Genomic DNA, 24,105 nt, shown 5'->3' on the forward strand with positions numbered 1-24,105 from the left:
CCCTCACAGGGCGCCGGGGCCTTTGCCGTACGTACGGTCCTGGGTCCGGTCAGTCGTTCTCCTGGCGGAAGGCGATCCCGGACGGGCCGCCGAAGAAGCCGCCGTCGTTGTCACCGTCGCCGTTGTTGCCGTTGCCGTTCCCGTCGCCACCGCCGCCGTTGCCGCCGAAGGTCTTCACATTGACCGGCTGGTTCGGCTGCACCGGGGTGTTGGCCGCCGGGTCCTGCTCGATGACGCGGGCATTGTCGTCGTTCGGGCCGTCGACGTTGCCGAGCTGGAGACCGGACTGGGCGAGCAGCTGCTTGGCCTGGCCGAGGGGCTGGCCGAACAGGTTGGGCACCGGCACCTGCTGCTGCGGGCCCTTGGAGACCTTCAGGGTGACCTCGCTGCCCTTGGGGGCCTTGGAGTTGCCTGCCGGGTTCTGCTCGATGACGGTGCCGGCGGGCTGGTCCGAGTCGACGTCGACCCTGGTGACCTTGAATTCGAGCGTCTCCAGCTGCTGCTTGGCGGCGTCGAACTGCGAACCGACGACCGGCGCCACGGTCTGCTGCTCCTGCTTGGACACCGTGATGGTGACCTCGGTGCCCTTCTCGGCCTCGGTGCCGGCCGACGGGTTCTGCTCGATGACCTCGCCGGGGTCCTTGTCGGACTCCTTGTACTCGACCTTGACCTCGAAGCCCTTGTCCTTCAGGGACGCCGTCGCCGTCTCCTCGGACTGCTCCATCACATTGGGCACCTCGACCTTCGGAGCACCCTCGGAGACCTTGACCGAGACGGTCTCGCCCTCCTTCATCGTCCCGGACTCGGGAGTCTGGCTGCAGATGGTGTTCTTCGGCTGGTCGCACCGCTCCGTGCCGGCCTGCGCGACCAGCACGCCGAGTTCCTTGGCGATGTCCTTGGCCTCGGCCATGTTCTTGCCGACCAGCTTCGGTACGTCGACCGTGGCCGGGGGGTCGTCGTTGGCGCCGAAGACCGACTTGCCGATCAGGATGGCCCCGACCAGCACCAGGATGCCCGCCAGGATCAGCAGGATCGTCGAGATGTTCGACTTCTTCTGCCGGCGGCGGTCCGGACGGTCGTCGTAGCCGTACCCGCCGTCGTCCGGGTTCATCGGCGGCAGCATCGACGTCTGCCCGGCCGGGGACGCCTGGTGCATCGCGGTGGTCGGCTGGTCGTCCGGGGCGTACCCCCCGTACCCGGCCGCGCTCATCGCCGCCGTCGCGGCGACCGGCTGGCCGTCGAGGCACGCCTCGATGTCGGCACGCATCTCGTCGGCCGACTGGTAGCGGTAGTCCGGGTCCTTGACCAGCGCCTTCAGGACGATCGCGTCCATCTCGGGCGTGATCTCGGGGTCGAAGTTGCTGGGCGGCTGCGGCTCTTCCCGTACGTGCTGATAGGCCACGGCCACCGGGGAGTCGCCGACGAAGGGGGGACGGACGGTGAGGAGCTCGTACAGCAGGCAGCCGGTGGAGTACAGGTCGGAGCGGGCGTCGACCTGCTCGCCCTTGGCCTGCTCCGGGGAGAGGTACTGGGCGGTGCCGATCACGGCCGCCGTCTGCGTCATGGTCATGCCCGCGTCGCCCATGGCACGCGCGATGCCGAAGTCCATGACCTTGACCTGACCGGTGCGCGTCAACATGACGTTCGCCGGCTTGATGTCGCGGTGGACGATGCCCGCCCGGTGCGAGTACTCCAGCGCCTGGAGGATGCCGACGGTCATCTCCAGCGTCCGCTCGGGCAGCAGCTTGCGCCCGGAGTGCAGCAGCTCACGCAGGGTGGACCCGTCGACGTACTCCATCACGATGTACGGGATGGAGATGTTGTCGACGTAGTCCTCGCCGGTGTCGTAGACCGCGACGATCGCCGGGTGGTTGAGCGAGGCGGCCGACTGGGCCTCACGGCGGAACCGGGCCTGGAAGGACGGGTCGCGGGCGAGGTCGGCCCGCAGCGTCTTCACGGCGACGGTGCGGCCGAGCCGGGTGTCGTGCGCGAGGTAGACCTCCGCCATGCCACCGCGGCCGAGCACCGAGCCCAGCTCGTACCGGCCGCCGAGGCGACGCGGCTCTTCCATAACTGTTCCAGCCCTCTCCGTCAGTCCCGACCGCACCCCTCTGTGTGGTCCGGCGGTGTGCTGTTCGGGCATACGCTACCGGCCACGGGAAGCCGATCAGACCGCGACCGCCACCTGATACGCGACCGGTACACAGCCACGGCCGTCACTTCTTGCTGTCGAGTACCGCCTTCATCACATCGCGTGCGATCGGTCCGGCCAGGCCGCCACCGCTGATGTCGTCACGGGTGGCGTCGGAGTCCTCGACGACCACGGCGACGGCGACCGGGGAGCCGCTGTCGGTCTTGGCGTACGAGATGAACCAGGCGTAGGGGCGGGCCTTGTTCAGCTCGCCGTGCTGAGCCGTACCGGTCTTGCCGCCGACTTTCACGCCGTCGATCCTGGCCTTGCCGCCGGTGCCTTTCTCGACGACGTTCTCCATCATCTGCTGCACCAGCTGCGCCGTCTCCGGGGACATCGGGCGGCTCATCTCCTCCGGCTCGTGCTTCTCCAGCACGTCGAGGTCCGGCGAGCGCAGCTCCTCCACCATGTACGGCTTCATCAGCTTGCCGTCGTTGGCGATGGCCGCGGCGACCATGGCCATCTGGAGGGGGGTGGTGGCGGTGTTGTACTGGCCGATGGAGGACAGCGCGTTCTGCGGACGGTCCATGTCGCGGTCGTAGACCGACATGGAGGCGCGGACCGGGGTGTCGATCTCGGCGTTGTTGAAACCGAACTTCTCGGCCATCTTCACCATGTTGTCGCGGCCGACCTCGTCACCGAGCTTGGCGAAGACCGAGTTGCAGGACACCTCCAGCGCCCGGTTCAGGGTGGCGTTCTCGCAGCCCGGGGCATGGTTGACCATGGGTGTGCGGGTGTGGGGCAGGATGTACGGCTCGGGCGTATCGGTCGGCGCGTTGATGTCGGTGACCTTGCCGTACTCCAGCGCGGCGGCGGCGGTGAGCACCTTGAACGTGGAGCCGGGCGGGTAGATCTCGCGCAGCGCGCGGTTCAGCTTCGGCTTGTCCTTGTCCTTCTCCAGCGCCTGCCAGGCCTTGGCGTCCTTGTCGTGGTAGCCGGCGAAGGAAGACGGGTCGTACGAAGGGGTCGACGCCAGCGCGAGGATCTTGCCGGTCGACGGCTCGATGGCGGCGACGGCGCCCTTCTTGTCGCCGAGCTTCTCGAAGGCGGCCTTCTGCGCGGCACCGCTGAGGGTGGTGATCACGTCACCGCCCTTCTTCTTCTCGCCGGTGAACATCGACAGGGTGCGGTCGAAGAAGAGCCGGTCGTCGTTGCCGGTGAGGATGCCGTCGTGGAGCTTCTCCAGCTGGTTGGCGTCGAACGCCTGCGAGGCGTAACCCGTCACCGGCGCCCACATCGGGCCGTCGACGTAGGTGCGCTTGTACTTGTAGTACGGGTCCTTGGAGTCGACGGAGCCGGTGATCGGCTTGCCGTCGACGATGATGTTGCCGCGCACATTGGCGTACCGCTCGATCGTGACCCGCTTGTTGCGCTCGTGCGAGCTGAGCTCGCCGGCGCGGACGTACTGGATCCAGTTGTCCCTGATCAGCAGGGCCAGCACCAGCAGGCCGCAGAAGATCGCGATATGGCGCAGGGGCTTGTTCACGGTCGGACCACCTGGGTCATCTCGGCGTCGGGGGACGGGGCGGGAGCCGGCGCGGGACGGCGGGCGGTGTCGCTGATCCGGAGCAGGATGGCGATCAGCGCCCAGTTGGCGATCACGGAGGAACCGCCGTACGCGAGGAACGGCATGGTCATACCGGTCAGCGGGATGAGGCCCATGACGCCGCCGGCGACGACGAAGATCTGGAGGGCGAAGGCCCCGGACAGGCCGGTCGCCAGCAGCTTGCCGAACGGGTCGCGGGCGGCGAGCGCGGTGCGGATGCCCCGCTCGACGATCAGGCCGTACAGGAGCAGGAAGGCCATGACACCGGCCAGCCCGAGCTCCTCGCCGACGGTCGCGAAGATGAAGTCGGAGTTGGCGGCGAAGCCGATCAGGTCGGAATTGCCCTGGCCCAGACCGGTGCCGAGGGTGCCGCCGGAGCCGAAGGACATCAGCACCTGGGACATCTGGTCACAGGCGGCGGCCATGTTGGAGCCCTCGGGGGCCGTCTTGAGACACCCGAAGGGGTCGAGCCACGCGGCGACGCGGGACTGGACGTGGGTGGCGAACGAGCCGACGACGACCGCGCCGCCCACGGCCATCAGCAGACCCATGATGATCCAGCTGGTCCGCTCGGTGGCCACGTACAGCATGATCACGAACATGCCGAAGAACAGCAGCGACGTACCGAGGTCGTTCTCGAAGACCAGGATGAGCAGGCTGACGGCCCAGATGGTGAGGATCGGGCCGAGGTCACGGCCCCGGGGCAGGTAGAGCCCCATGAAGCGGCGGCTGGCCAGGGCGAGGGCGTCCCGCTTGACCATCAGGTAACCCGAGAAGAACACCGCGATGACGATCTTGGCGAACTCACCGGGCTGGATGGAGAACGGACCGACCTTGATCCAGATCTTGGCGCCGAAGACGTCCGAGCCGAGACCCGGGACCAGGGGAAGCAGCAGCAGGATGATCGCCGCCACCATGGAGATGTATGTGTACCGCTGAAGGACGCGGTGGTCCTTCAGGAAGATCAGCACCAGCAGGAACAGCGCGACGCCGATCGCCGAGTACATCAGCTGCTTGGGCGCGTCGGGGCTGAAGGTGGCGTACCGGGAGATGATGCGCGGCGACTGGTCCAGGCGCCAGATCAGCACCAGTCCCAGGCCGTTGAGCAGCGTTGCCAGCGGCAGCAGGATCGGGTCGGCGTACTTCGCGAACCTCCGCACCAGCAGGTGCGCGATGCCGGCCAGCAGGCCCAGCCCGATGCCGTAGCCCAGCATGCCCGCCGGGACCTCGCCGTCGAGGGCGAGGCCGACATTGAGGTAGGCGAAGACCGGGATGGCGACGGCGAAGCCGAGCAGCGCCAGCTCGGTGTTGCGGCGGCTCGGCAGATCGATCGCGCCGATGGTGGTCGTGTTGGTGACAACGCTCATGGTGGTGAAAGGCCCCCCTACGGGTGCTTACTGCTTGCCGCAGTTCGAGGCCAGCTTCTGCTCCTCCTCCGAGAGGGTGGGGCCCGGAGTGGGAGCGGCTGCGGTGGCGGTGGGCGTGGGTTCGGTCGGGGTGCCGGGGGGACCGGCGGCCTGGCTGTCGGCAGGAGGCGGTGCGCTCGCGCGGTCGGCCGCCTGGCGGCGCTCCTCCTGCTTCTTGCAGGCGGACGCCTGGGCGGCCAGCTCGTCGATCTTGTCCTGGGCCTTGCCGAGGCTGCCGCCGGCGATGGTCTCCTCGACCTGCTTGCGCTGGTAGTCGGGGAGGTACTTGAGTTCGATCTCGGGGTGGTCCTTCTCCACCTCCGAGAGCGAGACCCACGCCAGCTTCTGGCTGATGCCGCGGTAGAGGGCGACGTGCTCGTCCTTGGGGCCGACGTAGTACTGCGTCTGCGTCCAGCGGTAACCGCCGTAGAGCGCGCCGCCCACCACGGCCAGGGCGAGGACGATGAAGAAGGATCTCTTCAGCCATGTGCGGCCGGTACGGGGCTTGGTGAAGTCCTCGTCGCTGTACGCCCCGAAGCCGCCCTGCGGCGGCATCCCGCCGTACCCGAGGTCGTCGCCGCTGCCGGGCGGGCCGAAGCCGCCGCCGGGCGGCCGCGGTGCCTGCCGGCCGAGACCGGCGGCGCGCCCCGCGGGGGTCTCCATGGCGCCGCCGTCGTTCAGCTGCGTCTGGTTCTCGGCGACCGCGCCCACGATGACGGGGGTGTCGCTGAGCTGCCCGGCCAGGGTGTCGCCGCCGTCGACGTCGAGGACGTCCGCGACGATCACGGTGATGTTGTCGGGGCCGCCGCCGCGCAGCGCGAGCTGGATCAGCTCCTGGACGGTCTCCTGGGGGCCGTGGTAGCTGGCGAGGGTCTCCTCCATCGTCTGGTGGGAGACGACGCCGGACAGGCCGTCGGAGCAGATCAGATACCGGTCGCCGGCCCGGACCTCACGGATGGACAGGTCCGGCTCGACGTGGTCGCCGCTGCCCAGCGCGCGCATGAGGAGCGAGCGCTGCGGGTGGGTGGTGGCCTCTTCCTCGGTGATGCGGCCCTCGTCGACCAGCCGCTGCACCCAGGTGTGGTCCTGGGTGATCTGCGTCAGTACGCCGTCGCGCAGCAGGTACGCGCGGGAGTCGCCGACGTGGACCAGGCCCAGTCGCTGGCCCGTCCACAGCAGCGCGGTCAGGGTGGTCCCCATGCCTTCGAGCTGCGGGTCCTCCTCGACCATCATCCGCAGCTGGTCGTTGGCGCGCTGGACCGCCGTACCGAGCGAGGTGAGCAGGTCGGAGCCGGGTACGTCGTCGTCGAGCGTGACGAGCGTGGAGATCACCTCGGAGGAGGCCACCTCACCGGCGGCCTGGCCTCCCATGCCGTCGGCGATCGCGAGCAGGCGGGGACCGGCGTATCCGGAGTCCTCGTTGCCCTCGCGGATCATGCCCTTGTGCGATCCGGCGGCGAAACGCAGTGACAGACTCATGCGCACCTGCCCTGTCGACTCCGACGCCTCCGGGTACAGCCGGTCTCGAGCCACACTGCCCACCCTCCGGTCGGGAGCCTGTGCCGGTCACCTGAGGGCACCGCTGCGGCTCGCTCGCTCCGCTCGCTCATTGTCGTACTACTTCCGCAGCTCGATGACGGTCTTGCCGATGCGGATCGGCGCGCCCAGCGGAATCGGTGTCGGGGTGGTGAGTCGGGTCCGGTCGAGATACGTGCCGTTGGTGGACCCGAGATCCTCGACGATCCACTGGCCGTCACGGTCCGGGTAGATCCTGGCATGCCTGCTGGAGGCGTAGTCGTCGTCCAGCACGATCGTGGAGTCGTGCGCGCGGCCCAGGGTGATCGTCTGGCCCTGGAGGGCGACCGTGGTGCCCGTGAGGGTGCCCTCGGTGACGACCAGTTTGGTCGGTGCCCCGCGGCGCTGACGGCCGGACTGCTGGCGCTGCTGCGGTGGCGCGGCGGTCTGCCGGGCGACCTGCTGCGGCCGTGCGGCGTCGCGGCGCGAACCGCGCTGCGTGACGCGCGTACCGAAGAGGTCGCTGCGGATGACCTGTACGGCCACGATGACGAACAGCCACAGTACGGCGAGGAAACCCAACCGCATGACCGTGAGGGTCAGCTCTGACATTGCCCCCGCTTCACCCTTCGGCTTGCCGGTAAACGATGGTGGTACTGCCCACGACGATCCGCGAGCCGTCGCGGAGCGTAGCGCGGGTGGTGTGCTGCCCGTCCACCACGATGCCGTTGGTGGACCCCAGATCCTGGATCGTCGAGGGCGTTCCGGTCCGGATCTCGCAGTGGCGGCGTGATACGCCGGGGTCGTCGATCCGCACGTCGGCTTCGGTGCTGCGGCCCAGCACCAGCGTCGGGCGGGAGATCTGGTGGCGGGTGCCGTTGATCTCGATCCAGCGGCGCACCTGGGCGCCGGACAGGGGGCCCGCGGCGGCCGGTGGCCGGCTCGCTGCGGGCGGACGGTTCGTGCCGGGCGCCATACCGGGCGGCGGGGCCGCCGGCATCGGAGGGACGCCGCCGGGGGTGCCCGCCCCGTACGCGGGGGGAGGGTAGCCATAGCCGCCGGGGCGGCCCGCCGCACCGAGGCCGGCCGGGCCCTGGGACGGCTCCGCGGACTGTGACGTACTCGACGCGAGCGTGCGGCTGCGCACCCGGTACAACCCCGTGTCGAGGTCGTCCGCCTTTTCCAGGTGGACCTTGATGGGGCCCATGAACGTGTACCGCTGCTGCTTGGCGTAGTCGCGGACCAGGCCCGCGAGCTCGTCGCCGAGCTGGCCCGAGTAGGGGCTGAGGCGCTCGTGGTCCGGCGCGCTCAGCTCCACGATGAAGTCATTGGGGACGACCGTACGGTCGCGGTTCCAGATCGAGGCGTTGTTGTCGCACTCGCGCTGAAGGGCACCCGCGATCTCGACGGGCTGGACCTCGGACTTGAAAACCTTGGCGAAGGTGCCGTTGACCAGACCTTCGAGACGCTGCTCGAAACGCTTCAGGACTCCCATGGGGCACCTCCTCCGTCGTTGCCGTCCTGGTACTGCTTACTGATCGTATCCACGCGTCGGGAAATCGGCTGGTTCCCCTTCTCTGCCCTGTGGACGAGTGTCACCTCTCACAGGGATCGTAGAGCCGCCCTCCAGACAGTGTCCCGCACCAGAGGCGCACCTTGGAGGAGTGGGTACGACGCGAGTCCGTTCCCTGTTCCGGTTGAGGGGGTGGGCGGGTGGTTGGTGGGGGTGGGTGAGCGGGGGTGCCGGGGGGGTTGGTGGGGGTGGGGTGAGCGGGGGTTGCCGGGCGGGGTGGCGGGTGGGGTGTACGGGGTGTCGGGTGGTTGGTGGGGGTGGGGGAACGCGGGGTGCCGGGCGGGGTGGCGGGTGGTCTGCGGGCGGGGTGGGTGGCGTGTGCGTCGTGTGTCCGGTCCATGGCGGCCGACACCTCCTCCCCTCCTTCCGCCTTCCTCGGGCGCCTCCCCGCCTTCCTGGGGCTCCCCCCTCCTTCCCCTTCTCCCCCCTTCGTTCGCCTCCGGATCCCCGAAACAAACGGATGTGAATCCACCTCCGGCGGCGTGCTAATCTTCAGATGTCGCCAGGGGCTCCCACCGGAAACGGTGAGGGAAACCAAGCGGCAACACCCAATGCGCGGGTGGCGGAATAGGCAGACGCGCTGGATTCAGGTTCCAGTGCCCGAAAGGGCGTGGGGGTTCAACTCCCCCCTCGCGCACCACCGAGAACGGGTGGCATCGATCACGATGCCACCCGTTCTTCTGTGTCCGTGTCCTTCCGTGTCCTTCGGGGGTCCTTCTGGGGCCGGGTCCGGCCCCACTGTGTGAGGAAGCTCTCAGGGAGCGGCGGCGCGTGTTGCCCGGTGGCCGCCACATCGGCCGGGCTGCCTGCCTCAGGCGAGTGACGCGATGTCAGGGCGTGGCGCGACCCCAGGGGAACATTGAGCCGGAGCACCATCGCCGCCGGTCGGTCCAGCCCCGACCGCGGTGTGTCAGGTGTTGCGGTTGTAGCGCAGGAGGTAGGCGGCGAAGCGGGCGAGGTCCTCGGTGGACCAGTCGGCGAGGCGCTCCTGGTAGGCGGCGCGGCGGCTGGCGTGGGTGGCGGACAGGGCGCGGGTGCCGGCCTCCGTGGGGTGCAGTACGTGGACGCGGTGGTCCGCCGGGTCGGGGCGGCGCTCGACCAGGCCCAGCTTTTCGAGGGCGGCGACCTGGCGGCTGACGGTCGACTTGTCGAGCATGTAGTGGGTCGCGAGGTCCGTGGCCCGGCAGCCGTGCCGCTCGTCGATGTGCGACAGCAGGGCGTACGAGACGAACGACAGCTCGGGGTGGAGCCGCGCGGCCGCCGCGCGGGCGCGGCGGGCGAAGGCCGTCAGCTCGCGCTGAATGGTGTCGACCGACTCCTCGCGTCCGCCTGGCATGTGTGGGTCACCTCCGTCGTGTCGTCGCCGGTACGGGTACCGCGGGTGCGCCGGGTCATGTCGCGGTCGGTTATCCACAGGGGTCGGTTATCCACAGGCCGGGACGGGTGGCGGGCTGCGGAGGTACCGTCAGGGGCGGTTGACGGCTGCTCGCCGGCGGCCATCGGTGTGGCGGGGAATGGGGGGCTCATGGGTGAGATCCGGACGGCGGTGCCGGCGCAGCGCGGGACGTGCGGTAGCGGGCGCATACCGGTCGTGCCCGGGTTCGCCGTCGTGGACCGTGGGGCGGCGGGCTCCGCCGAGGCGTCCCCCAAGGAGCGCGGCAAGGCGTTGCGAGGGCGTGTGCCCCGGTCGTCGCACGGGCGGCTGGAGCTCGCGGCGGGGCGGCCGGACGCCGTGCGGGCGGTGGAGGAGTCGAGCCGGGGCCGGGTGGCCGCGCTGGCGCCGATACGGGTGGGCAGGATGGCCGCCACGCCGTTCGCGTTCCTGCGCGGTGCGGCGGGGCTGATGGCGCACGACCTGGCGGGTACGCCGGTCACGGGGGTGGGCGCGCAGATATGCGGCGACGCGCACGCGGCCAACTTCGGGCTGTACGGCGACGCGCGCGGTGGGCTCGTCATCGACCTGAACGACTTCGACGAGACCGTGGTCGGCCCCTGGGAGTGGGACGTCAAGCGGCTCGCGACCTCACTGGTGCTCGCCGGGCGGGAGGCGGGCGCGGACGAGGACGTGTGCCGGGCCGCGGCCTTCGGCACGGTGGGCGCCTACCGGCGGACCATGCGGCTGCTCGCCAGGATGCCGGTGCTGGACGCGTGGAACGCCATCGCCGACGAGGAACTGGTCTCGCACACGGACGCCCGGGATCTGGTCGGCACGCTGGAGCGGGTCTCGGAGAAGGCGCGGAACAACACCAGTGCCCGGTTCGCCGCCAAGGCCACGGAGGAGTGCCCGTGCGGCGGACGGCGGTTCGTGGACGCTCCGCCGGTGCTGCGCCGGGTGCCGGACGCCGAGGCCGCGGCGGTCGCCGCCTCGCTCGGCGCGTACACGGAAACGCTGCCGGAGGACCGGCTTCCGCTGCTCGCGCGGTACGCGATCCAGGACGTGGCGTTCCGGGTGGTGGGCACCGGCAGCGTGGGGACGCGTTCGTATGTGGTGCTGCTGCTCGATCACCGGAGCGAGCCGCTCGTGTTGCAGGTCAAGGAGGCGCGGCCCTCGGCGCTGGTGCCGTACCTGCCGCGCGTGGGCTTCCCTGTGGCGGAGGTGGCGCACGAGGGGCGGCGTGTGGTCTCGGGGCAGAAGCGCATGCAGGTCGTCAGCGACAGCCTGCTGGGCTGGACGACGGTCGAGGGCAGGCCGTATCAAGTGCGGCAGTTCCGCAACCGCAAGGGCAGCGTGGACCCGGCGGCGCTCTCGGCCGACCAGATCGACGACTACGGGCGGATGACCGGGGCGCTGCTGGCGCGGGCCCACGCCCACAGCGCCGATCCCAGGCTGATCGCCGGGTACTGCGGCAAGGGCGATGAGCTGGACGAGGCGGTGGCGCGGTTCGCCGTGGCGTACGCGGACCGGACGGAAGCGGATCACGCGGATCTGGTCGCGGCGGTCAGGAGCGGGCGCATAGCCGCCGAGCTGGGCGTGTGACAGGGGAGGGCCCGACGCCCGTACGCTGGTCGGGTGACGACCCCCAGCGACGACGTGACCGATGGCGTGACCGGCGGGAACGGATACGTGACCGGTGACCCGGGCGCCAGTTCCGCCCACGCTGCCTCCGACGTGCCGGACGACGCCGCCGAGGCTCCCGCCGGTGCGGCGGGTGCCGCCGATGCGGCCGGTGCTGCGGCCGGTGGGAACGCGCAGGGTGAGCGGCCCGAGGCGCGGCTGGAGCGGGCGGTGCTCGCGGCGGAACAGGCACTGATCGAGTTCGAGATCGCCGTCGAGACCTTCCGGGTGGAGGTGGAGAACTTCTCCCGGCTGCACCACCAGAAGCTCGGCCCGATGTACTCGCGGCTGGACGAGCTCGACGCGCTGATCGCGGAGGCGAGGGCTGCCCGGACCGGCGATCCGGAGGATGTCCGCAGGGCCCGCGAGGCGCGGGCGCTGGTGATGCCCATGCCGGGCGTCGAGGAGCTCTTCGACGACTGGATCGACTCCGACGGCCTGTCCGCCGAGGCCGCCGCGATGCTCACCGACCGGCCGGTGCAGCCGCCCAAGCGGGTCCGGCCGAGCGATGAGGCGCGCAAGCTCTACCGCGAGCTGGCCCGTAAGGCGCACCCGGACCTCGCGCGGGAGGAGACGGAGCGGAAGCGGCGCGAGGAGTTCATCACGCGGGTCAACGCCGCGTACGGGCGAGGGGACGAGGCGCTGCTGCGCGAGCTGTCCGAGGAGTGGGCGGCCGGGCCGGCGCCGGCGGCTCCCGAGCGGAGTGCGAGCGAGGAGCTCTACGCCCGGCTGGAATGGCTGGCGCAGCGCAAGGAACTGCTCACCGTGGTGGCGCGCGAGCTGGAGGAGAGCGCGATCGGCGCGATGCTGCGGATGGCGCCGGACGATCCGGACCGGCTGCTGGACGAGATCGCCGAGCAGCTGCTCGCTCAGGTCGCCGAGCGTGAGGCGGAGCTGGCCGCGCTGGTGCAGTAGGTTCGGAAGTGAACCTCCTACGGACGAGAGAAGGCCTGACCCATGAACTTCGCACCGCTGCCCACGGTGGACGCCGCGTCGGTGCCGGCGGACGGACTGGTGCTGGACGTCCGCGAGGACGACGAGTGGGCGGCCGGGCATGTCGAGGGCGCGCTGCACGTGCCGATGAGCGACTTCGTGGCGCGGTTCGGTGAGGTGACCGAGGCGGTCTCGGGCGGACGGACCGCCTATGTGATGTGCCGGGTCGGCGGCCGGTCGGCGCAGGTGACCCAGTACCTGGTGCAGCAGGGCATCGACGCGGTGAACGTGGACGGCGGCATGCTCGCCTGGGAAGGCGCCGGACGGCCCATGGTCACCGACAACGGCAGCCCGGCTGTCGTCCTGTAACGGCCCGCTCAGCCCAGAGGCTGCCTCACCCTCGGCGAGTGCTTCGGCGAGGGTGAGTTACTTGTGGGGACGGCCCGGCCCCCTCCGGACGCGTGGCCCCAGGGCGAGCAACGCACGGCCCTCCGCCGTGCGCCGTGTGCCGTCCACAGCGACCTGCCACCCGCTGACGGATCGTCAGCGGTCGAAGTCCAGCTCCACTTCCGGTGTCACCGGGTGCGATTGGCACGCCAGGACGTACCCCGCGTCCGTCTCCTCGCTCTCCAGGGCGTAGTTGCGGTCCATCCGGACCTCGCCGCGGACCAGGAACGCACGGCAGGTCCCGCAGACGCCGCCCTTGCACGCGTAGGGGGCATCCGCGCGGGCGCGCAGCACTGTCTCCAGCAGTGATTCCGCCTCCCGCACCGGCCAGGTGCCGGACCGGCCGTCCAGCGTCGCGGTGAGCGTGGCGTGGGCGGGCACCGCGGCCGCGCGGACGGCGGCGGCCGCCGAGCCGTCGTCCACGTGGAAGATCTCCTGGTGGATACGGTTGCGCTCCACACCGAGCCCGCGCAGCGCACGTTCGGCACCCCGCACCAGCCCGAAGGGCCCGCACAGATACCACCCGTCCACCTCGTCGACCGGAAGCAGCTGGGGCAGCAGTCCGGTCAGCCGTGCCTGGTCGAGCCGGCCGGACGGCAGCCCGGCCTGCTGCTCCTCCCGGGACAGCACGGTGACCAGCTGGAAGCGGTCGGGGAAGCGGTCCTTCAGATCGGCGACCTCGTCCAGGAACATCGTGGAGGCCGCGGTGCGGTCGCTGCGTATCAGACAGAACCGGGACTCCGGTTCCCGGGCGAGCAGCGTCGAGGCGATCGACAGCACGGGGGTGACCCCACTGCCGCCCACGATCGCCGCGAAGTGCCCGGCGCGCGGCGCCAGCACAAAGCGGCCCATCGGCTCCATGACCTCGACGGTGTCGCCGACCGCGAGCTCCTTGAGCGCGTACGTCGAGAACTCGCCGCCCTCCACCAGCCGGATGCCCACCCGCAGCACCGGCGCCTCGCCCTCGGGGGTGGCGGGGGAGCAGATCGAGTACGTACGCCGGATCTCTTCGCCGTCCGTCGTGGTCCGGCGCAGAGTGAGGTGCTGACCGGGGGTGTGGCGGAAGGCGGCGTGCAGGTCGGGCGGCACCGCGAAGGTGACGGCGACCGAGTCGTCCGTGAGCCGCTCGACCTCGCTCACCCGGAGCGGATGGAACATCTACAACTCCTTGAAGTGGTCGAACGGTTCACGGCAAGAGGTGCAGCGGCGCAGCGCCTTGCAGGCGGTGGAGGAGAACCGGCTCAGCAGCTCGGTGTCGGTCGAGCCGCAGCGCGGGCAGCGAATGGCCAGCGTGACCGGCACCGGCCCCGTGCCGCCCTGCGGGCGGGGCGGCGCTATGCCGAACTCGGCGAGCTTGCGGCGCCCTTCCGCGCTGATGTCGTCGGTCGACCAGGCAGGGGAGAGGACCGTGACGACCGATACCTCGGCGACGCCGTGCTCGCGCAGCACCCGCTCGATGTCCGAGGACATGGCCTCGATGGCGGGGCATCCGGTGTACGTGGGGGTCAGCTCCACCTCCACGCGGCCGGAAGAGAGGACGTGCACACCGCGCAGCACACCGAGCTCCTCCAGCGTCAGTACGGGCAGCTCGGGGTCGGGGACCGAGCCGGCCAGCCGGCTCAGCTCCTCCTCGAGCGGCGTCATGGCCGTCGCCCCGGTCACCATGTCGCCCCCGGGTGGCTGCGGTGCAGATGCTGCATCTCGGCGAGCATCCGGCCGAACGACTCGGTGTGCAGGCCCTGCCGTCCCGCACCCGCGCTCCACGCGCCGGTCCGCGGGCCGTCCGGCACGGTGATCGTCGCCCGCTCCAGGACCGCCGTCACCGACGCCAGCCAGTCGGCCTCCAGTTCCCGCCAGTCGACGTCCAGGCCCTCCACCGGCTGGAACAGCTCGCCGGTGAACCGCCACAGCGCGGCGCAGGCCCGCCGCATCCGCTCATGGCTCTCGGCCGTGCCGTCACCGAGCCGCAGCGTCCACTGCTCGGCGTGGTCCTGGTGGTAGGCGACCTCCTTGACGGCCTTCGCCGCCAGCCCCGCGAAGTCACCGTCGCCCGTGGCCGCCAGCCGTCCGTACAGCAGCCGCTGATAGGTGGAGAAGTACAGCTGGCGGGCGATGGTGTGGGCGAAGTCGCCGTTCGGCTGCTCCACCAGCTGGACGTTGCGGAAGGCCCGCTCCTCGCGCAGATAGGCCAGCTCGTCCTCGTCGCCGACCATGGACAGCAGCACCCGGGCCTGGCCGAGCAGGTCGAGCGCGATGTTGGCGAGCGCGACCTCCTCCTCCAGGACAGGCGCGTGGCCTGCCCACTCGCCCAGCCGGTGCGACAGCACCAGCGCGTCGTCGCCGAGGGCCAGTGCCGCGGCGTTCACCGTGGATGTCACAGGTGCTGCACCCCCTCCGGGATCTCGTAGAAGGTCGGGTGCCGGTAGGGCTTGTCGGCGGCCGACTCGAAGAACGGGTCCCGCTCGTCGGGCGACGAGGCGGTGACGGCGACGGACGGCACCACCCAGATGGAGACGCCCTCGTTGCGCCGCGTGTAGAGGTCACGGGCGTTGCGCAGTGCCATCTGGGCGTCCGGTGCGTGCAGGCTTCCCGCGTGCGTGTGGGACAGCCCGCGCCGCGAGCGCACGAACACCTCCCACAGCGGCCAGTCGCTGCTCGTCATGCCGTCGCCTCCCCGTGCTTGGCCGCGTACGCCGCCGCGGCCTCCCTGACCCAGGCGCCTTCTTCATGTGCGCGCCGGCGCTGGGTGATGCGTTGTTCGTTGCAGGGACCGTTGCCCTTGAGGACCTCCCAGAACTCGGTCCAGTCGATCGGGCCGAAGTCGTAGTGCCCGCGTTCCTCGTTCCACCGCAGGTCCGGGTCGGGGAGGGTGAGGCCCAGGGTCTCCGCCTGCGGGACGCATATGTCGACGAAGCGCTGACGCAGCTCGTCATTGGAGTGCCGCTTGATCTTCCAGGCCATGGACTGCGCCGAGTGCGCCGACTCGTCGTCCGGCGGGCCGAACATCATCAGCGACGGCCACCACCAGCGGTTCACCGCGTCCTGGGCCATCGCGTGCTGCTCGGGTGTGCCGCGCGAGAGGGCGAGCAGCGACTCGTACCCCTGGCGCTGGTGGAAGGACTCCTCCTTGCAGATGCGGACCATCGCGCGGGCGTACGGACCGTAGGAGCAGCGGCACAGCGGCACTTGGTTGGTGATCGCGGCGCCGTCCACGAGCCAGCCGATGGCGCCGACGTCGGCCCAGGTGAGCGTGGGGTAGTTGAAGATCGACGAGTACTTCTGGCGGCCGGTGTGGAGCTTGTCGAGCAGCTCGTCACGGCCGGTGCCGAGGGTTTCGGCGGCGCTGTAGAGATACAGCCCGTGCCCCGCCTCGTCCTGCACCTTGGCCATCAGGATCGCCTTGCGGCGCAGCGAGGGCGCGCGGGTGATCCAGTTCGCCTCGGGCTGCATGCCGATGATCTCGGAGTGGGCGTGCTGGGCGATCTGCCGGACGAGCGTGGCGCGGTACGCCTCAGGCATCCAGTCGCGCGGCTCGATCCGCTCGTCGGCGGCGACGGCCGCGTCGAACGCCGCCTCGTACGCCTCATTGGCCTCCTGCGTTTCCGCAGTCACTGCCGTCATCGGGCCCCCTACCGACCGATCGTTCGGTTGAATGACTTCAATGGTGAGTCGGCGGCCCGTATGGTGTCAACCCTGTGGATAACTCCGGTGGATCAATGGGGACGGGAACGGGGCGGGATGGACTCGTACGACAGGGAGGGCGGCGGGCGCGCCGAGCGCCCCAGCGACACGGAAGCCGCCGCCACGGGCCCGGCGAATCCTCTGGCCGCCACCCCGCCGGCCACCGTCCCAGGGCCCGCAGTCGGCCGTGACGCCAATCGGGTGACGTCGCCGGCCTCGGAGCCCGGTGCAGACGTCAAGCCGGAGCCCGGTGCGGACGTCAAGCCGGGGCCCGGTCCGGCCTCGGCGCCCGCCTCCGCGCCCGCGCCCGGGTCCGGCACCAACCCGGCGTCCGCCCCCGCGTCCGGTTCCGTCCCCCGGCGGCGTGCTGCGGCCGCGTGGGGTTCGGCGCGCGGTGAGGGGGCCGACCGAGCGCTGCCGGGGGCCCCGGTCTCGCCCCCGTCCGAGGCGTCCGAGTCGTCCGAGGCGTCCGAGGCCTCCGAGTCGGCCGACTCGGCCGAGGGTTCCGAGGCCTCCGGGGCCGCTGGGGGGTCCGGCCGCGGCGGCATAGCCGCGCTGTCGCTGCCGTACCAGGTCGTGGCCGCCGTCTCGCTCGCCGTCGTCGGGGTCCTCGCCTGTGTCCACCTCGCCATGGTGTTTCTGCACGTCGCGCCCTCGAACACGCTGACCAAGCAGCACGGCAAGGCGGTGGACGACTGGGTCTTCCCCGAGTTCGAGCAGAACTGGAAGCTCTTCGCGCCCAACCCGCTCCAGCAGAACATCGCCGTCCACGTCCGCGCCCAAGTCGTCGGCGCCGATGGCGCGCGCCGGACCACCGGCTGGATCGACCTCTCGGCCGACGACGCCGAAGCGATCCGTGGCAACCCCCTCCCCAGCCACGTGAACCAGAACGAACTGCGCCGCGGCTGGGACTTCTACGTGAACTCGCACACCGACGACAACCGCCCCAACGGGCTGCGCGGCCGGCTCTCGGAGCTCTACATCCGCCGCATCGCCATGCTCCGGCTCGAAGAGCACCGGTTCGGCGGGAAGATCGAGCGGATACAGCTGCGCTCCGCCACCCAGGGCGTCCAGGCTCCTGCCTGGAGCGACGAGAAGACCGATACCCGGCCCTATTACCGCGTGCTTCCCTGGTGGACCGTGACCGCCGCGGACCTGCCCATCGGCGTCAGCGGCGGCCGTACGGAGGCGGCGAAGTGAACCCGACGGCACGCACCCCCGACTCCCCCGTCGCCGAGCCCGTCGACCGCCGGCTCGCCCGCGCCATCCAGCGCGTCACCGCCACGGCCCTCGGCCCGTACCAGGCCGCCGTCGTACGCATCGGGTTCGCTGCCGCCTGGCTGCTCTTCCTGCTGCGCGAATTTCCCCACCGCCATGAGATGTACGGACCCCACGGCCCCTGGTCCTGGGACATGGCGCAGCAGCTCATCGCCAACAACCACTCATTCACGGTGCTGATGTGGTCGGACAGCACCCTCTGGTTCGAGATCGTGTACGCCGTCGCCGTGCTGTCCGGCGTCATGCTGCTGGTCGGCTGGCGCACGCGCACCATGTCGGTGCTCTTCATGGTGGGTGTGCTGTCACTGCAGAACCGCTCCATCTTCATGGGTGACGGCGGCGACAACGTCATCCACCTGATGGCCATCTACCTGGTCCTGACCCGCTGCGGCCAGGTCTGGTCCCTGGACGCCCGCCGTGCGGCGCGCTCCGGCGCCCAGCGTGACGTGGTCGGGCCGATGCTGTGGGTGGCGGTCGCGCCCGGGCTCGTAGCGGCGACCCTGTTCATCGACAGGACCGGCGAGACATGGCTGCTGGTGCTGCTGTGGCTGCTGTGGGCGGCGCAGGGGCTGTGGTGGCTGGTGTGCCGGTACGCGCCCGACCAGCCGCGCGTCCTGCTCGACGTCCTCGCCAACCTCGTACACAACGCCACGCTCGTCGTGATCATGGCCGAGGTATGTCTGATCTACGCCACCGCCGGCTGGTACAAGGTCCAGGGCTCGCGGTGGCAGGACGGCACCGCGCTGTACTACCCGCTCAACCTGGAGTACTTCACCCCCTGGCCGGCCCTGTCGGACATACTCGCCGCGAGCGGCGTGATGGTCATGCTCCTGACGTACGGCACGGTCATCGTGCAGGTGGCCTTCCCGTTCACCCTGTTCAACCGGCGGGTCAAGAACGTTCTGCTCGTGGTGATGATGCTGGAGCACGCGGGCATCGCGCTGCTGCTCGGGCTGCCGTTCTTCTCGCTCGCGATGATCGCCGCCGATGCCGTCTTCCTGCCGACGGTCTTCCTCGTCTGGCTGGGTGGCCGTGTGCGCCGCGTCCGTGAGCGGCTGCTGCCGCGCACCGGGACGGTGCCGGAGCAGCGGCCCGTCCCCGAGGACCGGACCCCCCGTACTCTCGTGGGGTGACCAGCGAGACCCGGACGGCCGCCCCTGTGGACGAGCCGCTTCAGTACGACGACGGATACGGCCCCGAGATCGGGGTCGGCCCGCACCCCCGGCCGTGGCCGGAGGACGAGCGGTACGACCCCGAGCTGCTCGCCGGCGGGGACCGGCGCAATGTCGTCGACCGGTACCGGTACTGGACGCGCGAGGCGATCGTCGCCGACCTGGACACCCGGCGCCATGACTTCCATGTCGCCGTCGAGAACTGGGGCCACGATTTCAACATCGGTTCCGTCGTACGGACCGCCAACGCCTTCCTGGCCAAGGAGGTCCACATCGTGGGCCGCAAACGCTGGAACCGGCGCGGTGCGATGGTCACCGACCGGTACCAGCATGTGCGCCACCACCCGGACACCGAGGCGCTGACCGCCTGGGCGGCCTCCGAGGGGGTGCCGATCATCGGGATCGACAACCTCCCCGGGGCCGTGCCCCTGGAGCGGACCGAGCTGCCGCGCCGCTGTGTGCTGCTGTTCGGGCAGGAGGGGCCGGGCCTCACGGAAGAGGCCCGCACGCACGCGTCGATGGTCTGCTCGATCGCCCAGTTCGGCTCGACCCGCTCGATCAACGCGGGTGCCGCCGCGGCGATCGCCATGCACGCCTGGGTGCAGCGGTACGCGGAGATCACCGGCCCCACTCCCTGACCGCAGCGGCCTCTTACGCCTGGCGGCGGACTTCCACCACCCGGAAGCGGTTGGCCACGAACGCGCCGTCGCACAGCGCGGCGTTCGCCGCCGGGTTGCCGCCGGAGCCGTGGAAGTCGGAGAACGCCGCCGTCTGGTTCACATACACCCCGCCCGTCAGGTTCAGCGAGAGCTGCGCCGACTCCTCCAGGCAGACCTCCTCGACCGCCCGCTCGACCTCCTGCGAGATCGTGTACGCGCCGACCGTCATCGCACCCTTCTCCCGCACCGTGCGCCGCAGCAGCTCCAGCGCGTCGGCGGTCGAGTCGACGGAGACGGCGAAGGCGACCGGGCCGAAGCACTCCGACATGTACGCCGCCTCGGCATCCGGCTTGGAGCCGTCGAGCTTGACGATGACGGGCGTACGGACGACGGCGTCCGGGAAGTCGGGGTTGGCGACCTCGCGCGAGGGCAGCGCGACCTCGCCGAGACCGGCGGCCGCTTCCAGGCGGGCCTTCACATCCGGGTTGACGATGGCGCCCAGCAGGGCGTTCGCCCGGGCGTCGTCGCCCAGCAGGCCGCTCACCGCCGCCGCCAGGTCGGCGACCACCTCGTCGTACGTCTTGGGCCCGGCCTCCGTCGTGATGCCGTCGCGCGGGATGAGGAGGTTCTGGGGCGTGGTGCACATCTGGCCGCTGTACAGGGACAGGGAGAAGGCCAGGTTCGACAGCATCCCCTTGTAGTCGTCCGTGGAGTCGATGACGACGGTGTTGACCCCTGCCTTCTCCGTGTAGACCTGCGCCTGGCGGGCGTTGGCCTCCAGCCAGTCGCCGAACGAGGTGGAGCCGGTGTAGTCGATGATCCGGATCTCGGGGCGGAGCGCGAGGTCCTTGGCGATGCCCTCGCCCGGCCGCTCGGCGGCCAGCGCGACCAGATTCGGGTCGAAGCCCGCCTCCGCGAGCACCTCACGGGCCACCCGTACCGTCAGGGCCAGGGGGAGGACGGCTCGCGGGTGCGGCTTGACCAGGACGGGGTTACCGGTCGCCAGGGAGGCGAACAGGCCCGGGTAGCCGTTCCAGGTCGGGAAGGTGTTGCAGCCGATCAGCAGGGAGATGCCGCGTCCCACCGGAGTGAACGTCTTGCGCAGCTCCAGCGGGTCCCGCTTGCCCTGCGGCTTGGACCAGTCGGCGACCAGGGGCGTGCGCACCTGCTCGGCGTACGCGTACGCCACCGCCTCCAGGCCGCGGTCCTGCGCGTGGGGCCCGCCCGCCTGGAACGCCATCATGAACGCCTGCCCGCTGGTGTGCATCACCGCGTGCGCGAACTCATGCGTGCGGGCGCTGATCCGCGCCAGGATCTCCAGGCAGACCAGCGCGCGGGTCTCGGGGCCGGCGTCCCGCCAGGCCGCCAGCCCGGCCCGCATCGCGGGCAGCAGCACATCCAGGTCGGCGTGCGGATACTCCACGCCCAGCTCCGGCCCGTACGGCGACACCTCGCCGCCCGTCCAGCCGTCCGTGCCGGGCTGGTCCAGCTCGAAGCGGGTGCCGAGGGTGGCCTTGTGTGCTTCGAGGCCGTCGGCGGCGCTCAGCGAGCCGTTCTCCCCGTACGCCTTGGGGTGCTCGGGGTGCGGGGACCAGTAGGCCCGGGTGCGGATCGCCTCAAGGGCTTGGTCCAGCGTGGGCCGGTGCTTCTGGGACAGGTGGTCGGTGGTGAGCTGAGCGGCGGCCATGACGGACCAACTCCTCGTCGAGCTGGGCAGGGACAGGCGGACAGGGCTAGAGTAACCGAACGATCGGTCGGGACAAGGGGGCCTCCCGAACCTGTGGACAACTCATCGGGGAGGATCACTGTCATGACCGACAACCAGGCCATCGAGCGGAGCCGTACCGTCGCCGTCGTCGGTACCGGCACCATGGGCCAGGGCATCGCCCAGGTCGCCCTGGTCGCCGGCCACCCCGTGCGCCTCTACGACGCCGCGCCCGGCCGTGCCCAGCAGGCCGCCGCCACCATCACCGGGCGGCTCGACCGGCTGGTCGAGAAGGGCCGCCTGGCGGCCGAGGAGCGGGACGCGGCCGCCGCACGCCTGCACGCGGCGGACAGCCTCGACGCCCTCGCCGACGCCGCCCTCGTCGTCGAGGCGATCGCCGAGCAGCTCACGGCCAAGCGGGAGCTGTTCGCCGACCTGGAGAAGATCGTCACCGACGACTGTCTGCTCGCCACCAACACCTCCTCCCTCTCCGTCACCGCCATCGCCGGGGCCCTGCGGCTGCCCGGCCGCTTCGTCGGCCTGCACTTCTTCAACCCCGCCCCGCTGCTCCCGCTGGTCGAGGTGGTCAGCGGCTTCGCCACCGACGAAACCGCCGCCACGCGCGCGTACGCCACCGCCAAGGCATGGGGCAAGACACCGGTGCGCTGCGCCGACACCCCCGGCTTCCTCGTCAACCGCATCGCCCGCCCCTTCTACGCCGAGGCGCTGCGGCTGTACGAGGAGAGGGCGGCCGACCCGGCCACCATCGACGCCGTCCTGCGCGAGTGCGGCGGCTTCGCGATGGGCCCCTTCGAGCTGACCGACCTGATCGGACAGGACGTCAACGAGGCCGTCACCCGGTCCGTCTGGGAGGCGTTCCACCAGGACCCGAAGTTCACCCCGTCGCTCGCCCAGCGGCGCCTGGTCGAGTCCGGGCGCCTGGGCCGCAAGACGGGCCAGGGCTGGTACGCGTACACCGAAGGCGCCGAGCGTCCCCGCCCCCGTACCGAAGAGCCCGCACCCGCGCCCGAGGCGGTCACCGTCCATGGACACCTGGGCCACGCCGAACCGCTCGTCCGCATGATCGAGGGTGCCGGCATCAAGGTCCGCCGCAGGAAGCACGGCCGGCACCTCACCCTGCCCGGTGGCGGCGAGCTCCGGCTCGCCGACGGTGACGTCCTCTGCGGCGGGCGCGGCGGGGACATCTACTTCGACCTCGCCCACGACTACACGACCGCCACCCGGATCGCCCTCGCCACCGCCCCGGCCACCTCGTCCGACACCCTCAGGGAGGCCATCGGCCTCTTCCAGGCGCTCGGCAAGGACGTCACGGTGATCGGCGACGTCCCCGGCATGATCGTCGCCCGGACGGTCGCCATGATCGTCGACCTCGCCGTGGACGCCGTCGAGCGCGGTATCGCCTCCGCCGAGGATGTCGACACGGCCATGCGCCTCGGCGTCAACTATCCCGCCGGTCCCCTGGAGTGGGGTGCCCTGCTCGGCTACACGTACGTGTCCGAGTTCCTCGCCCAGATGCACGTGCTCCACCCGACCGGCCGATATGCCCCCTGCCTCGGCGTCGTCCGCCGTGGGTACGAGGAGAGGGCCGCGATGAAGGACCAGGACAGCCGATGACCACCGCCAAGCGTGATACGTACACGCCCGAGACGCTGCTCTCCGTCGCCGTCCGCGTCTTCAACGAGCGCGGCTACGACGGCACCTCCATGGAGCACCTCTCCAAGGCGGCCGGTATCTCCAAATCCTCGATCTACCACCACGTCGCGGGCAAGGAGGAACTGCTGCGGCGCGCCGTCAGCCGGGCGCTCGACGGGCTCTTCGCGGTGCTCGACGAGCCCGGAGCCGCGCGCGGACGGGCGATCGAGCGGGTCGAGTACGTCACCCGGCGCACCGTCGAGGTGCTGATGGACGAGCTGCCGTACGTGACCCTGCTGCTGCGCGTACGCGGCAATACGACGACCGAGCGGTGGGCGCTGGAGCGGCGCCGCGAGTTCGACCACCGGGTCGCCGACCTGCTGAAGGCGGCCGCCGCGGACGGCGACCTCCGTGACGACGTGGACATACGGCTGGCCACCCGGCTGCTGTTCGGCATGATCAACTCGCTTGTCGAGTGGTACCGGCCCCAGCCCGGCGGGGACGGCGAGCGTCAGCAGGTCATCGACACCGTCGTCCACCTGGCCTTCGACGGGCTTCGCACGAGTCGCTGACAGCCGCGCTCCGGCACTGTCAGGACGCGTCCGTCGGAACTCGTCCGTCGGAACTCGTCCGTGGGAACTCGTCCGTCAGCATCCGTCAGAACTCGTCCGTCAGGACCCGGCGATTCAGGTCCGTCTCCTCGAAGACGAGCAGCGTGCGCGTGGAGAGCACCTCCGGAATCGACTGGAGCTTGGTCAGGACCAGCTCGCGCAGCGTGCGGTTGTCGGGCGTGTGGACCAGCAGCAGCACATCGAAATCGCCGCTGACCAGGGCGATGTGGGCCGCGCCCGGCAGCGCTTGCAGCTGCTCGCGCACCGTGCGCCAGGAGTTCTGCACGATCTTGAGGGTGATGTACGCGGAGGCTCCCTGGCCCGCCCGCTCATGGTTCACCCGGGCCGTGAAGCCGCGGATCACCCCGTCCTCGATGAGCCGGTTGATCCGCGCGTAGGCGTTGGCGCGCGAGACATGGACCCGGTCGGCCACGGAGCGTATCGAGGCGCGGCCATCCGTTTGGAGGATGCGGAGGATGTCGCGGTCGATCGCGTCGAGCGGGCGCGGCGCCGGATCGGGCTCGCCGCTCGCCGGCCGCTGGTCCCCGCTGTCGGCCATTTGTTCAGCTGCCATGTCCCCCCGCCTCTCCTCCATGGACGACCTGCCTCCATCCCAGGCTGTGGAGAACCGTTTGTCCACAGGCTGAAGGTGCCTGTAGCCAAAATGCCGCCACGACCGA

Annotated in this window: 22 protein-coding genes and 1 tRNA gene; 9 read left to right on the forward strand and 14 right to left on the reverse strand. The window is 70.7% G+C overall.

Going from position 1 to position 24,105, the window contains the following annotated elements; all coding sequences use genetic code 11:
• Window positions 1-49: 49 nt before the first annotated feature.
• The 6 genes from pknB to QWM81_RS08645 all read right to left on the reverse strand — a co-directional run bounded on the left by pknB (window position 50) and on the right by QWM81_RS08645 (window position 8,153).
• Entirely contained in the window at window positions 50-2,071 is a 2,022-nt protein-coding gene (gene pknB / locus QWM81_RS08620) for a Stk1 family PASTA domain-containing Ser/Thr kinase (RefSeq protein ID WP_290111115.1), read from the reverse strand.
• 145 nt (window positions 2,072-2,216) lie between these two features.
• Window positions 2,217-3,677 (reverse strand): peptidoglycan D,D-transpeptidase FtsI family protein, encoded by a 1,461-nt coding sequence (locus tag QWM81_RS08625; protein ID WP_290111116.1) that lies wholly within the window; start codon window positions 3,675-3,677, stop codon window positions 2,217-2,219.
• Complete coding sequence (locus QWM81_RS08630; RefSeq protein ID WP_290111117.1) at window positions 3,674-5,104, reverse strand: FtsW/RodA/SpoVE family cell cycle protein; 1,431 nt, start codon at window positions 5,102-5,104, stop codon at window positions 3,674-3,676. The genes QWM81_RS08625 and QWM81_RS08630 overlap by 4 nt, the downstream gene beginning before the upstream one ends.
• Before the next feature lie 27 nt (window positions 5,105-5,131).
• Window positions 5,132-6,622, reverse strand: coding sequence for a Stp1/IreP family PP2C-type Ser/Thr phosphatase (locus QWM81_RS08635; protein WP_290111118.1), 1,491 nt, complete (start codon window positions 6,620-6,622; stop codon window positions 5,132-5,134).
• Window positions 6,623-6,760: 138 nt separating this feature from the next.
• On the reverse strand, window positions 6,761-7,270 hold the full coding sequence (locus QWM81_RS08640) for an FHA domain-containing protein FhaB/FipA (RefSeq protein ID WP_290111119.1): 510 nt from the start codon (window positions 7,268-7,270) through the stop codon (window positions 6,761-6,763).
• A 10-nt stretch (window positions 7,271-7,280) separates the two neighbouring features.
• Window positions 7,281-8,153 carry an FHA domain-containing protein gene (locus tag QWM81_RS08645; protein WP_290111120.1) on the reverse strand — a complete coding sequence of 291 codons (873 nt, stop codon included), beginning with the start codon at window positions 8,151-8,153 and terminating at the stop codon, window positions 7,281-7,283.
• Between the two features lie 631 nt (window positions 8,154-8,784).
• On the opposite strand from QWM81_RS08645, the gene QWM81_RS08650 reads away from it, so the two are divergent.
• A tRNA-Leu gene (locus tag QWM81_RS08650) sits at window positions 8,785-8,871 on the forward strand.
• Between the two features lie 270 nt (window positions 8,872-9,141).
• Here QWM81_RS08650 and QWM81_RS08655 read toward each other — a convergent pair.
• The gene (locus QWM81_RS08655) at window positions 9,142-9,567 is read right to left on the reverse strand and encodes a MarR family winged helix-turn-helix transcriptional regulator (RefSeq protein WP_290111122.1); all 426 of its coding nucleotides are present in this window, start codon (window positions 9,565-9,567) and stop codon (window positions 9,142-9,144) included.
• A 189-nt stretch (window positions 9,568-9,756) separates the two neighbouring features.
• Here QWM81_RS08655 and QWM81_RS08660 point away from each other — a divergent pair, with 189 nt between their 5' ends.
• The 3 genes from QWM81_RS08660 to QWM81_RS08670 all read left to right on the forward strand — a co-directional run bounded on the left by QWM81_RS08660 (window position 9,757) and on the right by QWM81_RS08670 (window position 12,588).
• Complete coding sequence (locus QWM81_RS08660) at window positions 9,757-11,208, forward strand: DUF2252 domain-containing protein (RefSeq protein ID WP_290111124.1); 1,452 nt, start codon at window positions 9,757-9,759, stop codon at window positions 11,206-11,208.
• 132 nt (window positions 11,209-11,340) lie between these two features.
• Window positions 11,341-12,201, forward strand: a complete 861-nt coding sequence (locus tag QWM81_RS08665) for a hypothetical protein (protein ID WP_435372344.1) — start codon at window positions 11,341-11,343, stop codon at window positions 12,199-12,201.
• 42 nt (window positions 12,202-12,243) lie between these two features.
• The gene (locus QWM81_RS08670; RefSeq protein WP_290111125.1) at window positions 12,244-12,588 is read left to right on the forward strand and encodes a rhodanese-like domain-containing protein; all 345 of its coding nucleotides are present in this window, start codon (window positions 12,244-12,246) and stop codon (window positions 12,586-12,588) included.
• A 174-nt stretch (window positions 12,589-12,762) separates the two neighbouring features.
• On the opposite strand, the gene QWM81_RS08675 is transcribed toward QWM81_RS08670, so the two are convergent.
• The 5 genes from QWM81_RS08675 to paaA are packed head-to-tail and all read right to left on the reverse strand — an operon-like array spanning window position 12,763 to window position 16,287.
• A complete protein-coding gene (locus QWM81_RS08675) occupies window positions 12,763-13,824 on the reverse strand; it encodes a 2Fe-2S iron-sulfur cluster-binding protein (RefSeq protein WP_290111126.1) in 1,062 nt (353 codons plus the stop codon).
• Entirely contained in the window at window positions 13,825-14,331 is a 507-nt protein-coding gene (gene paaD, locus QWM81_RS08680; protein WP_290111127.1) for a 1,2-phenylacetyl-CoA epoxidase subunit PaaD, read from the reverse strand. It lies immediately after the preceding gene.
• Window positions 14,325-15,044 (reverse strand): 1,2-phenylacetyl-CoA epoxidase subunit PaaC, encoded by a 720-nt coding sequence (gene paaC, locus QWM81_RS08685; protein ID WP_290111128.1) that lies wholly within the window; start codon window positions 15,042-15,044, stop codon window positions 14,325-14,327. The genes paaD and paaC overlap by 7 nt, the downstream gene beginning before the upstream one ends.
• Window positions 15,041-15,328: a 1,2-phenylacetyl-CoA epoxidase subunit PaaB gene (paaB, locus tag QWM81_RS08690; RefSeq protein ID WP_290111129.1), complete on the reverse strand. Its 288-nt coding sequence runs from the start codon at window positions 15,326-15,328 to the stop codon at window positions 15,041-15,043. Before paaB ends, paaC begins: the two co-directional genes overlap by 4 nt.
• Window positions 15,325-16,287: a 1,2-phenylacetyl-CoA epoxidase subunit PaaA gene (gene paaA / locus QWM81_RS08695; protein WP_290111130.1), complete on the reverse strand. Its 963-nt coding sequence runs from the start codon at window positions 16,285-16,287 to the stop codon at window positions 15,325-15,327. Before paaA ends, paaB begins: the two co-directional genes overlap by 4 nt.
• Window positions 16,288-16,404: 117 nt before the next feature.
• On the opposite strand from paaA, the gene QWM81_RS08700 reads away from it, so the two are divergent.
• Genes QWM81_RS08700 through QWM81_RS08710 form a run of 3 tightly spaced genes read left to right on the forward strand, consistent with a single transcriptional unit; the run spans window position 16,405 to window position 19,435 of the window.
• Complete coding sequence (locus QWM81_RS08700; RefSeq protein WP_435372342.1) at window positions 16,405-17,547, forward strand: DUF5819 family protein; 1,143 nt, start codon at window positions 16,405-16,407, stop codon at window positions 17,545-17,547.
• On the forward strand, window positions 17,544-18,758 hold the full coding sequence (locus tag QWM81_RS08705; protein ID WP_290111131.1) for an HTTM domain-containing protein: 1,215 nt from the start codon (window positions 17,544-17,546) through the stop codon (window positions 18,756-18,758). The genes QWM81_RS08700 and QWM81_RS08705 overlap by 4 nt, the downstream gene beginning before the upstream one ends.
• The gene (locus QWM81_RS08710; protein ID WP_290111133.1) at window positions 18,755-19,435 is read left to right on the forward strand and encodes a TrmH family RNA methyltransferase; all 681 of its coding nucleotides are present in this window, start codon (window positions 18,755-18,757) and stop codon (window positions 19,433-19,435) included. Before QWM81_RS08705 ends, QWM81_RS08710 begins: the two co-directional genes overlap by 4 nt.
• A gap of 13 nt (window positions 19,436-19,448) precedes the next feature.
• Here the strand turns inward: QWM81_RS08710 and paaN are convergent, their stop codons facing one another.
• On the reverse strand, window positions 19,449-21,143 hold the full coding sequence (gene paaN / locus QWM81_RS08715) for a phenylacetic acid degradation protein PaaN (protein WP_290111135.1): 1,695 nt from the start codon (window positions 21,141-21,143) through the stop codon (window positions 19,449-19,451).
• Between the two features lie 123 nt (window positions 21,144-21,266).
• Between paaN and QWM81_RS08720 the strand changes: the two genes are divergently transcribed.
• Together QWM81_RS08720 and QWM81_RS08725 are read left to right on the forward strand one after the other, a co-directional pair.
• Entirely contained in the window at window positions 21,267-22,796 is a 1,530-nt protein-coding gene (locus tag QWM81_RS08720; RefSeq protein WP_290111137.1) for a 3-hydroxyacyl-CoA dehydrogenase, read from the forward strand.
• Window positions 22,793-23,386, forward strand: a complete 594-nt coding sequence (locus QWM81_RS08725) for a TetR/AcrR family transcriptional regulator (RefSeq protein WP_290111138.1) — start codon at window positions 22,793-22,795, stop codon at window positions 23,384-23,386. The genes QWM81_RS08720 and QWM81_RS08725 overlap by 4 nt, the downstream gene beginning before the upstream one ends.
• An 85-nt stretch (window positions 23,387-23,471) precedes the next feature.
• Here the strand turns inward: QWM81_RS08725 and QWM81_RS08730 are convergent, their stop codons facing one another.
• Entirely contained in the window at window positions 23,472-23,999 is a 528-nt protein-coding gene (locus QWM81_RS08730; protein ID WP_435372343.1) for an Lrp/AsnC family transcriptional regulator, read from the reverse strand.
• Between the last annotated feature and the right edge of the window lie 106 nt (window positions 24,000-24,105).

Origin of the sequence: Streptomyces ficellus (genome assembly GCF_030406405.1) — a bacterium.
GTDB classification, from domain to species: domain Bacteria; phylum Actinomycetota; class Actinomycetes; order Streptomycetales; family Streptomycetaceae; genus Streptomyces; species Streptomyces ficellus_B.